The sequence below is a fragment of the Thalassolituus sp. genome (assembly GCF_984348125.1).
In genome coordinates, this window is sequence record NZ_CFHJLR010000005.1 from 76,716 (window position 1) to 90,964 (window position 14,249).

The 14,249-nt window shown below is 52.5% G+C and carries 15 protein-coding genes; 8 read left to right on the forward strand and 7 right to left on the reverse strand.

What is annotated here, in order from left to right; all coding sequences use genetic code 11:
- Window positions 1-174 precede the first annotated feature (174 nt).
- The 6 genes from rsxA to AC5E51_RS05245 are packed head-to-tail and all read left to right on the forward strand — an operon-like array spanning window position 175 to window position 6,025.
- Window positions 175-756 carry an electron transport complex subunit RsxA gene (rsxA, locus tag AC5E51_RS05220; RefSeq protein ID WP_068439840.1) on the forward strand — a complete coding sequence of 194 codons (582 nt, stop codon included), beginning with the start codon at window positions 175-177 and terminating at the stop codon, window positions 754-756.
- Between the two features lie 9 nt (window positions 757-765).
- Entirely contained in the window at window positions 766-1,362 is a 597-nt protein-coding gene (gene rsxB / locus AC5E51_RS05225) for an electron transport complex subunit RsxB (protein WP_068439842.1), read from the forward strand.
- Window positions 1,359-3,602: an electron transport complex subunit RsxC gene (rsxC, locus tag AC5E51_RS05230; RefSeq protein ID WP_068439844.1), complete on the forward strand. Its 2,244-nt coding sequence runs from the start codon at window positions 1,359-1,361 to the stop codon at window positions 3,600-3,602. The genes rsxB and rsxC overlap by 4 nt, the downstream gene beginning before the upstream one ends.
- Before the next feature lie 2 nt (window positions 3,603-3,604).
- The gene (rsxD, locus tag AC5E51_RS05235; protein WP_068439846.1) at window positions 3,605-4,660 is read left to right on the forward strand and encodes an electron transport complex subunit RsxD; all 1,056 of its coding nucleotides are present in this window, start codon (window positions 3,605-3,607) and stop codon (window positions 4,658-4,660) included.
- Window positions 4,657-5,322, forward strand: coding sequence for an electron transport complex subunit RsxG (gene rsxG / locus AC5E51_RS05240; RefSeq protein WP_491778218.1), 666 nt, complete (start codon window positions 4,657-4,659; stop codon window positions 5,320-5,322). The genes rsxD and rsxG overlap by 4 nt, the downstream gene beginning before the upstream one ends.
- Window positions 5,312-6,025: an electron transport complex subunit E gene (locus AC5E51_RS05245; RefSeq protein WP_068439850.1), complete on the forward strand. Its 714-nt coding sequence runs from the start codon at window positions 5,312-5,314 to the stop codon at window positions 6,023-6,025. Before rsxG ends, AC5E51_RS05245 begins: the two co-directional genes overlap by 11 nt.
- 9 nt (window positions 6,026-6,034) lie before the next feature.
- Here the strand turns inward: AC5E51_RS05245 and AC5E51_RS05250 are convergent, their stop codons facing one another.
- Window positions 6,035-6,892, reverse strand: coding sequence for a hypothetical protein (locus AC5E51_RS05250; RefSeq protein WP_491778219.1), 858 nt, complete (start codon window positions 6,890-6,892; stop codon window positions 6,035-6,037).
- A 284-nt stretch (window positions 6,893-7,176) separates the two neighbouring features.
- On the opposite strand from AC5E51_RS05250, the gene trhO reads away from it, so the two are divergent.
- Window positions 7,177-8,175 carry an oxygen-dependent tRNA uridine(34) hydroxylase TrhO gene (trhO, locus tag AC5E51_RS05255; protein ID WP_068439854.1) on the forward strand — a complete coding sequence of 333 codons (999 nt, stop codon included), beginning with the start codon at window positions 7,177-7,179 and terminating at the stop codon, window positions 8,173-8,175.
- A gap of 104 nt (window positions 8,176-8,279) precedes the next feature.
- Here trhO and AC5E51_RS05260 read toward each other — a convergent pair whose 3' ends face one another.
- Both AC5E51_RS05260 and AC5E51_RS05265 read right to left on the reverse strand, forming a co-directional pair.
- Window positions 8,280-9,335, reverse strand: a complete 1,056-nt coding sequence (locus AC5E51_RS05260) for an MBL fold metallo-hydrolase (RefSeq protein ID WP_491778220.1) — start codon at window positions 9,333-9,335, stop codon at window positions 8,280-8,282.
- An 81-nt stretch (window positions 9,336-9,416) separates the two neighbouring features.
- A complete protein-coding gene (locus AC5E51_RS05265; RefSeq protein WP_491778221.1) occupies window positions 9,417-10,613 on the reverse strand; it encodes an oxygenase MpaB family protein in 1,197 nt (398 codons plus the stop codon).
- Window positions 10,614-10,754: 141 nt separating this feature from the next.
- On the opposite strand from AC5E51_RS05265, the gene AC5E51_RS05270 reads away from it, so the two are divergent.
- Window positions 10,755-11,357, forward strand: coding sequence for a TetR/AcrR family transcriptional regulator (locus AC5E51_RS05270; protein WP_068439860.1), 603 nt, complete (start codon window positions 10,755-10,757; stop codon window positions 11,355-11,357).
- Here the strand turns inward: AC5E51_RS05270 and AC5E51_RS05275 are convergent.
- The 4 genes from AC5E51_RS05275 to AC5E51_RS05290 form a co-directional block, all read right to left on the reverse strand.
- Window positions 11,342-11,737 carry a VOC family protein gene (locus AC5E51_RS05275; protein WP_297532961.1) on the reverse strand — a complete coding sequence of 132 codons (396 nt, stop codon included), beginning with the start codon at window positions 11,735-11,737 and terminating at the stop codon, window positions 11,342-11,344. The genes AC5E51_RS05270 and AC5E51_RS05275 overlap by 16 nt on opposite strands.
- Window positions 11,738-11,808: 71 nt before the next feature.
- Complete coding sequence (locus tag AC5E51_RS05280) at window positions 11,809-12,414, reverse strand: DUF3833 family protein (RefSeq protein WP_068437081.1); 606 nt, start codon at window positions 12,412-12,414, stop codon at window positions 11,809-11,811.
- Window positions 12,415-12,479: 65 nt separating this feature from the next.
- Window positions 12,480-13,682: a permease gene (locus tag AC5E51_RS05285; RefSeq protein ID WP_491778222.1), complete on the reverse strand. Its 1,203-nt coding sequence runs from the start codon at window positions 13,680-13,682 to the stop codon at window positions 12,480-12,482.
- Window positions 13,675-14,079 (reverse strand): MerR family transcriptional regulator, encoded by a 405-nt coding sequence (locus tag AC5E51_RS05290; RefSeq protein WP_491778223.1) that lies wholly within the window; start codon window positions 14,077-14,079, stop codon window positions 13,675-13,677. The genes AC5E51_RS05285 and AC5E51_RS05290 overlap by 8 nt, the downstream gene beginning before the upstream one ends.
- Between the last annotated feature and the right edge of the window lie 170 nt (window positions 14,080-14,249).

Genomic DNA, 14,249 nt, shown 5'->3' on the forward strand with positions numbered 1-14,249 from the left:
GGCGTTACAGCTAAGAGTGGTAACAGGAACGCATCTTATTCCAAATAGCTATTACTACTAGTGACTTATGTTCTTGTACGACATAACGCTATTTTGGGATAATGCGCGCCCGAATTCTCCAGACCCCGCGGAAACACACACTTTCTATAGGGTTTTAACGATAGCAGAGGAAAGATGACAGAGTACCTCCTGATACTGGTCAGTACTATCCTGGTGAACAACTTCGTGCTTGTTCAGTTTCTGGGACTGTGCCCTTTTATGGGGGTTTCCAACAAACTGGAAACCGCCATTGGCATGGGCGCGGCCACCACCTTCGTACTGACACTCGCCTCCGTCTGTAGCTATCTGGTGTACAACTACCTTCTGGTACCGCTCGACCTGACATACCTGAAGACCATCAGCTTTATTATGGTTATCGCCGTGGTGGTTGGCTTTACAGAACTCGCCATCCGCAAAACCAGCCCGCTGCTCTATCGTGTTCTGGGTATTTTTCTTCCGCTCATTACGACCAACTGCGCGGTCCTGGGTGTTGCCCTGCTCAACATCAAGCGAGACAACACCTTCGTAGAATCCATCCTGTATGGCTTCGGTGCCGCCGTTGGGTTTTCACTGGTCATGGTTCTGTTCGCTGCCATGCGTGAACGCATTGCTGTTGCTGATGTGCCTGTCGCCTTTCAGGGCTCAGCCATCGCTATGATTACTGCGGGTCTTATGTCTCTGGCGTTTCTGGGCTTCACCGGCCTGGTCAGCATCTGAGGTATTGGCATGAGTACTATCATTATCGCTATTGTCGTTCTGGCCAGCCTCGCAGCACTCTTCGGCGCCCTGCTCGGCTTTGCTTCAGTCCGTTTCCGGGTTGAGGGAAACCCTGTCGTCGATCAGGTGAACGACCTGCTACCGCAGACTCAGTGCGGGCAATGTGGTTTCCCCGGCTGTAAACCCTACGCCGAGGCAATTGCAGATGGGGAAAAGATCAACAAATGCCCGCCTGGTGGTGAAAGCACGATTCAGGCACTGGCTGACTTACTGGGCGTAGAGCCTGAACCACTGGATGCCGAGCACGGCGCTGAAAAAGACGTTCCCATGGTCGCCTACATCCGCGAAGACGAATGTATTGGTTGTACTAAGTGCATTCAAGCATGTCCTGTCGATGCCATTCTGGGGGCGGCGAAGCAAATGCACACAGTTATCGTCGATGAATGCACAGGTTGCGACCTTTGCGTGGAGCCTTGCCCGGTGGATTGTATTGATATGGTGCCTCAGTCTACCGATACCAGCAGCTGGTACTGGCAAGCACCTACGACTGGAGTTGAGTTGATAGCGACGGATCGTCGTTCGCTGAAGACGGAGGCACACGCATGACCCACCTGATTCAACTCCATGAATTTGATGGCGGCATTCATCCCCCAGAAAACAAGCGGCAGTCGAATAGCCGACCAATCCGCAAAGCGAGTTTGCCGTCAGAGCTGGTTCTGCCACTGCATCAACACATAGGTGCACCTGCAAACCCGGTCGTTGCTGTGGGTGATACCGTTTTAAAAGGTCAGGTTATCGCCGAACCAGAGGGCTTTGTCTCGGCTCCTCTGCATGCACCAACGTCAGGAAAAATAAGCGCCATTGAAGCACGTCAGGTACCTCACGCTTCGGGTCTCAGCGAGACATGCATCGTGATTGAGCCCGACGGAGAAGACACCTGGGTCGAGCATCAGGGGTTATGTGACACTCTGGGACTTGATCACTGCGACGACATCCCGGTCGACAAGTTACTGGAACGCATTCGTGACTGCGGCATTGCGGGCATGGGCGGTGCGGGCTTCCCGACCGCCGTTAAACTGCATACTGGTAAGCACAAGATCGACACTCTGATTCTCAATGGTGCTGAGTGCGAACCCTATATCACCGCCGACGACATGCTGATGCGCGAACACGCCAGCGAAGTCATTCGCGGCGCCCAGATACTGCTACAGATACTCGGCGCAGAGCGCTGCCTTATTGGCGTTGAAGACAATAAGCCCGAAGCCATTGCAGCGCTTGACGATGCGCTCGTTCAGCACAATGAAGAACACCACATTGACGTTGTCACCATTCCGACGAAATATCCATCGGGTGGTGAAAAGCAGCTTATTCAGATTCTGACGGGCAAAGAGGTTCCTTCCGGTGGTATTCCTGCGAGCCTTGGTATCGTCTGCCAGAACGTTGGCACTGCGGCCGCCATTGCCGATGCCGTAGATTTCGGTCGGCCACTGATCAGCCGGATTACCACAGTCACCGGAGATGCGGTTCGGGATAAGGGCAACTGGGAAGTTCTTCTGGGTACGCCCGTCAGTCACCTGTTATCACTCAGCGGCTATCGTCCGGCAAAGCGTGAACGTGTTGTCATGGGCGGCCCGATGATGGGCTTTGCCCTCCCGACCACTGAGTTGCCAGTTGTGAAAACAACCAACTGCCTGCTTGCCCCAACAGAAAAAGAGTTACCGACTAACAACCCAGCGATGGCTTGTATCCGTTGCGGTTTGTGTGCCGATGCCTGCCCGGCAGACCTTCTGCCGCAGCAGCTTTACTGGTTCAGTAAAGCCCAGGAGTTTGATAAAGCAGAGCAGCACAACCTGTTTGACTGCATTGAATGTGGTGCATGCTCCTACGTCTGCCCGAGTGAAATCCCGTTGGTTCAGTACTACCGGTTCTCAAAAGGCGCTATCCGGGAAGAGCGTGCGGCTGCCGAAAAAGCCGAGCAGGCTCGCATCCGTTACGAAGCCCGGATTGAACGCCAGGAGCGGGAGAAAGCCGAAAAAGAAGCTAAGCGTAAGGCCCGCGCCGAAGCAGCTGCTAAAGCACAGTCGGTTAAGAAAGAAGCGCCTGCCGCTAAAGCTTCTCCTGTAGCGGAACCGGCAGCGAATGCGGACCTCGAGAAGCTCCAGAAGCAGTTAGCAGCCGCTCAGGCCGCCGTCGCGAAAACCAAAGAAAAGCTGGAAGCTGCACGGGAAGACCCGGAGAAAGCCGATAAGATACCGGCCTTTGAGTCTGCGCTTGCTAAGACCCAGGACAAGATCAAAACACTGGCAAAAGATATTGCAGCTGCGAAGAAAGCCGCTAAGTCAGCGCCAGCAGCTCCGGGGCCAGACAAGGGCGACCCGAATAGCCCCGAGCGCCTGCAGAAAAAGTGGGAAACCGCTGCAGCCCGACTGGAAACCGCGAGAAAACGCTTAGCAGATGCTGAAGCGGACGGCGCTGACACGGTAGACGCATTGCGTGCGGGCGTTGAAAAACAAGAGGCTCGCGTCGCAGAAGCAAAGGCGGCCTATGAGGCTTCTCTCAACAGTGATGCTTCAGCCAGCACGGGCGCTTCACTCGAAACTGCAGTGTCAAATAACGCTGGCACAGACAACACATCAGCTGAAATGGTCGCGGCAAAGCCGAACCCGGAACAACTCCAGAAGAAGCTACTCGCTCAGAAAGATCGTGTGGAGAAAGCGAAAGAGCGTCTCGAGATGGCACGTGCCGAGGGCCTGGATTCTGTTGAGGCTCTTGAGAAGGCGCTGAACAAACAGCTGGATAAACTGGCAGCCTTTGAAGCTCAGGCCAGTACCACAGGAGAAGTATAACCATGGCACTGCTGACGCTGTCCTCACCCCATACTCACGGGCCGAACCGCACCAGCCGAATCATGCTCACCGTGGCGCTGGCGACTCTGCCAGGCCTCGCGGTGATGACCTGGTTTTTCGGCTTTGGCACTCTGATCAACACAGTACTCGCGATCATCACGGCGTTGGCTTCTGAAGCGCTTGTACTCAAGCTACGCAAATATCCGGTGAGCTTTTTCCTCAAAGATAACACCGCATTGGTCACGGGTCTGTTACTGGGCCTGGCGTTACCTCCCCTCGCCCCCTGGTGGATCACTGTTTTAGCCACCTCGTTCGCCATCATTTTTGCTAAGCAGATTTACGGTGGTATGGGTAATAACCCATTTAACCCTGCGATGGTCGGTTACGCTCTCGTATTGATCTCTTTTCCGGTACAGATGACCACGAACTGGGTGACCTCTTTTCAGGTCAGCGGGTCAGATGTTGCCGGGTTCACTGACGCCTTGAGCATTATCTTTGCGGGCGCATCTTCAACTGCTGACGCATTCACAGGGGCTACGCCGCTTGATCAATACAAGCACCTGATCAGCAAAGAGACTTCTGACGAGCTGCTCCAGAGAAACACTTTTAATGGCTGGCTCAACGGTGGCTGGGAATGGGTTAATCTGGCCTTCCTCGCTGGCGGCCTGTTTCTTATGGCCCGACGCATCATTACCTGGCACATTCCGGTGTCCATGCTCGCCGCACTAGGCATCTGTTCACTGATTCTGGGCTGGGATGAAGATCTGTATACGCCGTTGTCACTGCATCTGCTCAGTGGTGCGACCATGCTGGGTGCATTCTTTATTGCCACGGACCCCGTTTCAGCGTCGACCACACCGACAGGTAAGCTTATCTACGGTGCCGGCATAGGTATTCTACTTTATGTCATCCGTACCTGGGGCGCATACCCGGATGCCGTAGCCTTTGCCGTACTGCTGATGAACTTCGCGGCTCCCTTCATTGATGCCTACACCCAGCCACGCAGTTATGGCCATAGCAAGCCTAAGCGTGGCCTCAAGCCGGGGGAGAAATCATGATTGAGTTGCTCTCAGCTATACGCAAAAACGCTGTTGGTCTCGCAATTTTCGCGGTTGTGACGGCCGGTGCGATCGCCCTCGCCCAGACACTGACAGCGGACCGTATCGCATACAATATCAAAGCGGCCGAAGCCCGCGCGCTGAATGAGATACTTCCGGCAAGCAGTTACGACAACGACCTGCTGAATGACACAATGAATGTGGATAAGCGCTTTAACCAACAGCTGTTGGGCCCTCTGCCAGACAGTGCCGTTATTTATCGCGCCCTCAATAACGGTGAAGTCAGCGCGGTGATTCTGCCTGCAGTTGCCCCAGACGGATACACGGCCGAAATAGATCTGATTGTCGGTGTTAAGTCCGACGGAACGCTTGCTGGAGTTCGTGTCGTCGCACACCGCGAAACTCCGGGGCTGGGTGATAAAGTTGAGATCCGGAAGTCTGACTGGATTACCAACTTCGAGGGTAAGTCACTCGCTCAGCCTGTGCCTGAACAGTGGGCAGTAAAGAAAGATGGAGGCGACTTTGATCAGTTCACTGGCGCAACCATCACACCGCGAGCGGTTGTTCGCGCTGTTAAACGCGCACTGAAATTTTTTGAGATGCACCGTGACGAGCTGCTCTACGGTAACGCACTTTCGGGAGAAAACAGCGATGGCAACTAAGTCACTCAAAGATATATCCCTCGACGGCCTGTGGAAGAATAATCCGGCACTGGTTCAGCTGCTAGGTTTATGCCCTCTTCTTGCCGTAACAGGCTCTGTTGTTAATGCTTTAGGGCTGGGGCTGGCAACCATGATGGTATTAGTCGGTTCTAACCTGTCCGTTTCTCTTATCCGAAACCACGTGTCTGACGCGGTTCGACTCCCTGCGTTCGTCATGATTATCGCCTCATTCGTCACCGTCGCTGAATTGACCATGCAGGCGTTCACCTACGAGCTCTATGAGGTACTGGGCATTTTTATTCCATTGATCGTGACTAACTGCGCGATCCTCGGGCGGGCTGACGCTTTTGCCTCTAAGAATCCGATACTGCCATCGGTGGTTGATGGTGTGATGATGGCTATTGGTTTTACGGTTGTTCTTGTACTGCTCGGCGCGCTGCGTGAAGTCCTGGGCCAGGGTCAGATTTTCGGCAATATGGAACTCTTATTCGGCCCGTCAGCCGCTGACTGGAAGATTGTTCTGGTTGAGAGTTATCCGGACTTTCTCTTTGCTATTCTGCCGCCGGGCGCATTTGTCGGCATGGGTCTGCTGATCGCCCTCAAGAACCTGATTGACGATCGCATTGATAAGGCGGCTGCCGCTAAAGCAGCGCCAGTCGAAGCGGGCTCAAAGCGTGTCCGTGTTACCGGGAAAATCAGCTGAGCGCACTGCTCAGCTGCGTCCTTTCGCGTGTTGTAACTCTGCCATTTGCGCTGAATTCACCTGCGCAAAGCCTGCATTAGCTCGGTTCTCTATTGCTTTGTCCGCGTATAGGGTGGCGGATGCTCCCAACATGCCAACGAAAAACAACTCCGCAAACACCTTGTGATTGCCGAAATTGTAATGCATCAGACGAATCGTGATCACACCCAGCGCCAGGGCAACAAGCCCCCCGAACATAAGCGACTGCAGCATCAGATTGGTATCGGGCAATTGCGCTCCGGTTTCAACCCATGCCAGTGTTCCTTTAGTCAGAAAACCGGTCGCCAACAGTAAAAAAGCCACTGCGGGTACGGCATAGCGATCCGGGCGCTGTTGACGCTCAGGACCTTCGAGTCGCTGGAGTATTTCAGCAAACTCAGCCATGGCTGGCAGAGCCACATCCGCAAAGGCATTCATCTCCGCTCTGTCCTGCGAATTATCATCGACCAGCGCCCAGAGCCGCCCGCGGCGACAAACCAGCTTGTTGACCTGCACTGTCTCCGGCGATCCAAGGTTAAACATTCTCAGGAGTTTATCGCTCAGGCCTGGCGCAGCGGCAAGAGCCTGTGAAGCAGTGAAGTCGTCAGACAAAATAAGAAGAGAGGCGTCAAAGGCGGGGTTACAGATTCGTTTATCACTGTCGACGCCGATGCGGGCGAGGAGCCGATCAAGCGCACCATGGCGGCGCATTACAAAGTCATAGCGTAGGGAGACCTCCATACCGACTTTAATCTGACGCCCTGTCTTTCCCTCGTGGGTCCGGTACTCGTACTTGATTCCTGCATACTCACCCGGCACGCCCTTCCATTCTGCCGTAAAACGGTGCATTAACATCGCTACTGCATAAAGTACAAGGCAAGCAAAGCCTATGGTTAGCCACATAATCAGAACCCTTCCGCTCAGTTTTTGTGAACTGCTCACATTTAACTCTAGTCCATCGCAATGGACTGTGGGTTAATTCACACAGACCCGGCCTGAAAAGCTACAGGGCATGCCGCAAAAACTACTTTCAGGTATACTCCGCCGCGTTTAGCCTCTCAGGCCCGTGTTTACCAGTATCAGGCGACCACTAAACCGGTTCCGCCGATCCCTCAGACCCAGTAGGTTTCTTTATGAGTCAGCCCAATACTTTCGTCATCTGTGCGATGTACAAGTTCGTGACACTTGATGATTACGAAGCAAAACGTGAGCCACTTCACGACGCTATGGTCGCTTTCGGCATCAAAGGAACCCTACTCCTCGCTAAAGAGGGCATTAACGGTACGGTTGCCGGTTCACGTGAAGGTATCGACCAATTGCTCCAATGGTTAGCTCAGGACGATCGCCTCGCAGACATCAGTTACAAAGAGTCCTATGAAAACGAAATGCCCTTCTATAGGACTAAAGTCAAACTTAAGAAAGAAATCGTGACCATGGGTGTAGAGGGCATCGACCCTCGCCATACTGTCGGCACCTACGTAAAGCCTGCGGACTGGAACGATTTAATCTCAGATCCCGCCGTTACCCTGATCGACACGCGAAATGACTACGAAATAGGTATTGGTACCTTCAAAGGGGCCGTCAATCCAGAGACAGAGACCTTCCGTGAGTTCCCACAATATGTGAAGGAGAAACTTAACCCTGAGCAGCACAAAAAAGTGGCGATGTTCTGTACCGGTGGTATCCGCTGTGAAAAATCCACCGCGTACCTCAAGGAGCAGGGTTTTGAAGAGGTCTATCACCTCGAAGGAGGCATTCTGAAATACCTCGAAGAAGTACCCGCTGAAGACAGCATGTGGGAAGGTGAGTGCTATGTCTTTGACAATCGTGTCAGTGTCGATCACCAGCTTAACAAAGGTCATTACGATCTGTGCCATGCGTGCCGACGCCCTATCACCGATGAAGACAAAGAACACGCCGACTATGAAGCCGGTGTCAGTTGCCATCACTGCATTAACGAATACACAGCGGAACAACAGGAACGCTTCCGCCAGCGTGAACAGCAGATGCAGCTTGCTCGCGAGCGAGGTCTTGATCACCTGGGCGCCGATCTGAACGACATCCGCGACCAGCGCCGAAAAGAAAAACTGGCTTACAAAGAAGCCCAGCGTAAGCGTTCAGGCAAAGACTGACTTCGCGCTTATTTGTCGCAGTAATTCTCGAAATTCCTCGATAAAACGGGCTGGGCTACCGTTGCATTATTTGGTAGCCCTATTCCTCACAGAGTTTTTACTTGTTAGTCCAGATGAGTAACTTGATAAATCTCGCCATGTCCCATGACCGGGAAGTTACTCGCCTCAATCCCCATTTCCTGCAACGCATCAACTAATCTTATTGGCGGCTCATCCATCTCTTCGTCCGTTAGAATAAAAGTCCCCCAGTGCATTCCTATGGCTTTTTCAGCCTTCAGGTCAATAAATGTCTGCACCGCCTCTTCCGGACTCATGTGCGCGTCTTTCATAAACCAGCGCGGGTCATAGGCTCCAATAGGAATCGTAGCCAGATCAATGCCCGGGTAATCTTCGCCGATTTTTCTGAAGTCATCGGAATACCCACTGTCTCCTGTGTGAAAAAAGCGAAAATCTTCCACATCGACCAGCCACCCAGCCCAGAGCGATTTATTTCTGTCAAAGAAGGTTCGTTGAGACCAATGTTTTACAGGAAGAGCTGTGAGTACCATGCCGTCATATTCATAGGACTCCCACCAATCAAGCTCTACCACCTGCTCAATACCGTAACCGGATAATTCCTCTTTCAATCCGAGGGGCACAAGAAATAAGGGCGGGTTATCTTCCTGACGCGAGTAGAGTTCAGTGAGAGACGCTTCATCCAGGTGATCGTAATGGTTATGAGAAATAACCACGGCATCAATGTAAGGGAGCTCTTTGATCGTCATCGGAGGCTCAACGATACGTTCAGGGCCTAAAAAACTAAGAGGTGATGCGCGCTTCGAGAAATGTGGATCAGTAAGAATATTTATACCTTTTACCTGCAACAGAAAAGCACTGTGCCCCAACCAGGTGATCTGAGTTATGGCTGGCTTCGCGATGACATCAGGGTCTGGCTGAATAACATCGAAGTGTTGAGGGGCCGGCTCCTTCCTGCTCCAACGCCAACGCAAAAGATCTTTGAAGGATTTACTGATTGCCTTGCCATCAGTATTCACAAAGGTGCCATCAGGCATATGATGCGCCGGGCGGTTCTCTGCAACATCGGCCGGTCCGTTATGCATAATCGCAGCACAACCAACGGCCACTGCGAGGCTGCCTACCAGTAACAGGGCTGACTTCAACGTAATTACTCTATTGTAGAATGAAGGCTCAGATTCTCTGAGTTCATCGATAATTTCAACACACCAGATAAAAATACATGTTCAGCTAACCTGCCTGATCTGAGGTTTGTAGGCACCAAACAGTATCTTAAGCATGCGTTTCTGTGCCCGCCGACCGCGGCGGGTCAGCCATGCACGCCCACCGGGCAGAAGTCGAAAAAACGTATGCGCGAGTGCGTTTAGCGGCGCAAAAAGAAACGGATACCAGGGCCAGCGACACGGAGGTAAACCCAATGTGCGCATGCCTTGAGATCCAACAAACAGCCTTAGGATACTGAGATGGACCTCTTTATCCCAGTGACTTCGTAGCCATTGCGCGTTTGGATAGTAACGCTCCAGAGGTTCATCCATCAGCGCCTGTGCGAGCTGCTTGGAGCCCTCATCTGCCTGAGCCTGACTCAGCAGGTTACGATATAAAGCAATGCGCCCCTCTTGCTCATTGTCGACCAGCAGAGATTCGTCCAGACCCATCAGCCAACCTATGTAGCGCCAAAGGTGCATAACGTCCGCACCCTCCTCCTTCGAAACAGGTACACCGAGCACACGCTGACCAAGAAGAAACATAACTGAGAACGCGAGGTAAGTGACCTGCATATCAAGTTGGTTTACTGGCAGCCCCAGATAATCATGATCCCAGTCCTTGCGTACCGAGAGTTGGCGCCGAACCATGGCATGTATCAGTCTGACACGCAGAGTCGTAACGAAGCCCTGACCACCGGGTAGGACAGAGCCCGGCTCAGTACAATCCATCCACCATTTCGTTGTTTCAGCCACTCTGCGCTGTGCTCCCTTTTCAAGTGCGCCGGTTTTCAACAGAGTCTGGTTAATCGCGCTGGCCTGATAGCCAGCCATCAGGCCGAAATCCCTGAGAATACGCATCCCCGTCTTACCTGACCTGGCGACGACATCGCAGCCCCTGTTCAACGAGGCTTCATCGAGCCATTCGGGCCTTTTAAGAGTGTGCCGCATAAATGCTTCTAACGGAGCAGGTAGCAAAGAGGTATCTTCACCATCCATATTCAGCGCTCTTTCTATCACTGACCACTGCCCTTCACTGGTTGCCAACCAGGCCGCCACATCGTCAGCTAATGGATCGCCGCACAAAAGCTGCTGCCCCAATTCCTGCCACTCGACGGAGTTCGGCTCGGCAGCTGCTTGATCTTTTATCGTCAACAAAATAGGAGATGCTATTTTTCTGGCTGTATGGATATGGATACCGTGGCGCTCTGGAGTATTCATAGACAGTTTCCCTGAAGTTTCACCAGATCTGGAATTTCCAACTGGTACTATTGCGTACCAACCTATCCATCAGCACTGGTACTGTCAAGTACCAGCCGCTATACTTGAGTGAAATTACGATAAGCGGTATGAAAAAAGCGAATGACTGCACCTGCCAGCGACCATAAAGACAGGCTCCTCTCCGCACTGGAAAATGCAATGGCGACGAAGCGCTATCGCGACGTCACCCTGGCTGATATCACCAGCAGTGCCAAAGTATCGCGACGCACCTTCTACGAGCACTTTACGAACAAAGACGAATGTCTGTTGGCGCTGGCTCGAACGACAAGCAAGCGCATTATGAACAGTATCATCAGCTCATACGACGCGGCTGATGACTGGCCACAAACTGTGACAAAAGTGACATCCGGGTATTTGCAGTTCATCGCCGAACACCCCACTCTTATGTACGCCTTATATGTGGAGGTGGCGGCTCTCGGCCAGAGTGGCCTGGAAGTACGACGAGAGATCAGTCAGACCTTTGCGGAGTTTCTCAGCAGTCAGACAAAGTTGAGGCGCTCGTCAGCGGAGCTGAATCACGCTTTATCGAGACAGGAAGCTCTGGCGCTGGTTGCAGGGATTAACGAGCTGATATTGCAAACCTTCATGACGGAAAAAACAAGCGACAGGGTGACAGAAATCACCCGGCTGAATAATGTTGCAAGCTCGCTGATCCTGAGAATTACCAGTCACTCCGGTGTGTGACAGACTGCCTCGATGTTATTGCCATCCGGGTCGATCACAAAGGCGCCGTAATAATGCTCATGGTATTGTGGGCGTAATCCCGGCTCTCCGTTGCATTCAGCTCCCTGATTCATCGCAGCAGAATAGAAGTCATCGACCCCAGAACGGTCTTTGGCAGAGAAAGCAACGTGTCGTGGTGTAAATGTCTCTTTCACTTCAATAACCCAGAACACCGGCTTTCCCTCAGGGCCGAAGGCACACATTCTCTGAGTCGGAAAATACTTGTTCCAGGTAGCAGTGAACTCCATCTGCAGTGAGTACCCTAAAGGCTCGAAGGCAGCCGCATAAAAATCTCTGGTTTTGAGAAAGTCACGTGCATATGTACTCAGGTGATCAATCACACTTACGTCCTCTGTATTGAATGGATCAGGTAGCTATCGAAATACCAGCTAATAGTCTGTTTTTCGGATAATCACAGACACTGCGTCTCGGGATCGACCTTACGCATCACCAGCAGTATCTGACCGACATGGATGCCGAATTTGGTCATGCGCGTTTCATTAACGACCACACCATCAGCGACATGAAACATCCAGTCGTCCATATTCAGATCAATCGTATCACCTGGCTCACCATAACGTAGAGTGTATGCCATGTGAATCGCGTTACCCGCCCACTCCATGGTGGTTGCCTCAGGAACATCCGAGGCTTTGGCACTGAGTACCTCTCGCCCACCTTCCCGCGCCGGCGTAAGGGTCCAGATCCGCGTTTCACGCTTGGCTTCTGCACCCGGTTCATCATAGAAGTAAAATACCTCATCCAATGTACCGACACCATTCTCATCCCAGCTGGCATCGATACGTGCGTTAAACGAACGTATTTCTGCACCACTGCGATCACGAACCACGCCATCGGCACAGATTTTCCCTTCAAAAAAGGTCTGAGGGATTAGTTTTGGTGAGCGCCCGGCCGCATGATCCACCTGAGTACTCGAGCACCCTGCAACAGTCACTACTGCCGCAATCCCCAGTACCCCGGATAGCACTCCTGAACGAGCCAGCTGACGAGACATACGCATATGGAACCCCAAAGTTATTCAATACTTATACAGAGTATCCTTTGACCAAGGAGTTCCTGCAAGTGTCACGTACCTGCCACGTTCATAATCCAACCGATAGCCAAAACCTGCGGCACCGTAACCAGAGGCAAAAACAGTGCAATCTTCCAGCTACGTGTCGTATCTTTCAACGCCATAATCTCTGTATAGTCTGTCGCTGCACCAGCCATCAGAAAGGTGAACGCGTTCCCAGGAGCCCCGGCTCGATTGAACAGGTCGGCAGCGATGGGGCTCGATCCCTCAGAGCAGACCTCAATGAGCGTTGTGGCCAGCAGGGTCAATAGCAGCCCAGACATACTTGCCCCAAACCACACACCAAAACTCTCGGGCGGTACAAAAGCTCGGATCAAGGCGACCAGTACAACGCCAAAAACCACCCATCTCAGCACCATTCTGGATTCCTTCAATCCGCCCCAGAACATCTGGAGCAAGGCCTTAGGACGCCAGTCGTGTTCCTTCCAGGATGCTTTCACAGACGGCCAGAACGCAATGTCGTCAAACTCCACAGTGTTAGGGTTTCCGGGCAGGACACCCCGGTCACACAAGCGATCAAAAATCCAACCGCTGATCCAGGCGATCACCAATGATGCAAGGATAAACAGTAACGTCCATTGCAGGCCGATCAAACCGACGAGAATAAGTGTCAGTGTCAGGGAATTCCATGGACTGGCGATAAGGAACGCCATCACCTGTCCGATACTCGCTCCACGCTCATACAGTTTCATCGCGACCATCAGGATGCCATGGTTGCACAAGTCAAGCAGCAGCCCGGCGAGCGTCGCCCGGAATATACCGCGCTTACTGCCTCCCCTGCCGAGTACCGACATGATCGCTTCACGCGGAATCCGCCCGAGAATGCCAACGAAGAACGCCGCTGACAGTATTCCCCACCACATGGCATTCACCATTTCATAGCTGGTATGGAACATAGTGCCCAGCCAATCAGGAAGCTGCTCGGTATGACCGACGACCAGAAAGCCCAGATAGCCCACCACCACCGCCGGTAAGCAGGTCCACATAATCCAGTCACGGCGTTGTTTGTCGGTGGGAGCACAACAGGAAGCATCACCACTGCTAGCAGTAGCCTCGGGGCCACAACAGCTACTGACAGGCTCTTTTGGCTTACCAGCGCAACAACCAGTACTTTCTGCCGCAGGCTTACTGGAAGTATCTGAGCACGTGTCTGCCGGAGATGACCCACCGCAGCAGCTTTTCTTATCGTCACTCATAGTGACCTCCTTCAATCAGATGGCAAATATGGTCGCCACAAGGGGAACAGTCCGGTAATTTCTTCCACTCTTCCACCGCAGACTCCATGCGCTTTACCAAAGCCTGCATATTAATCAGTTTTTCCTGAGCCTCTCTCAACCTGAGCTCAATCAATTCACGGGCATGAGGGCAAAGAGACTGCCCCTGGGTAGCATCCGAAAGCAGTTGCTGAATATCATCCAGCGTAAAACCAAGCTCCCGCGCTCTCAGAATGAACGACAGTCGCCTTACCTCTTCACTACCGAAACTATGATACCCGGAGACATCTTTCTCTGGGGTCAGCAGCCCTGCGCGAACATAATGACGAACGGTATTTACATTAATGGCAAATTTCTTCGCCAGCTCACTCGCTTTCATACAATGATTAACCTGCATTGCTTCGAACTGAGTGTACGATAAACCTTTGAGTAACTCTCAGGTCAAGCACTCAAAATATCTCTTAACTATCCAGCCTATGCTGCGCATTCTACATTTCTGAACTACCTTTGTTACAGCGGGTTTTTTATGAGTAGAACGGCTTGGAAACG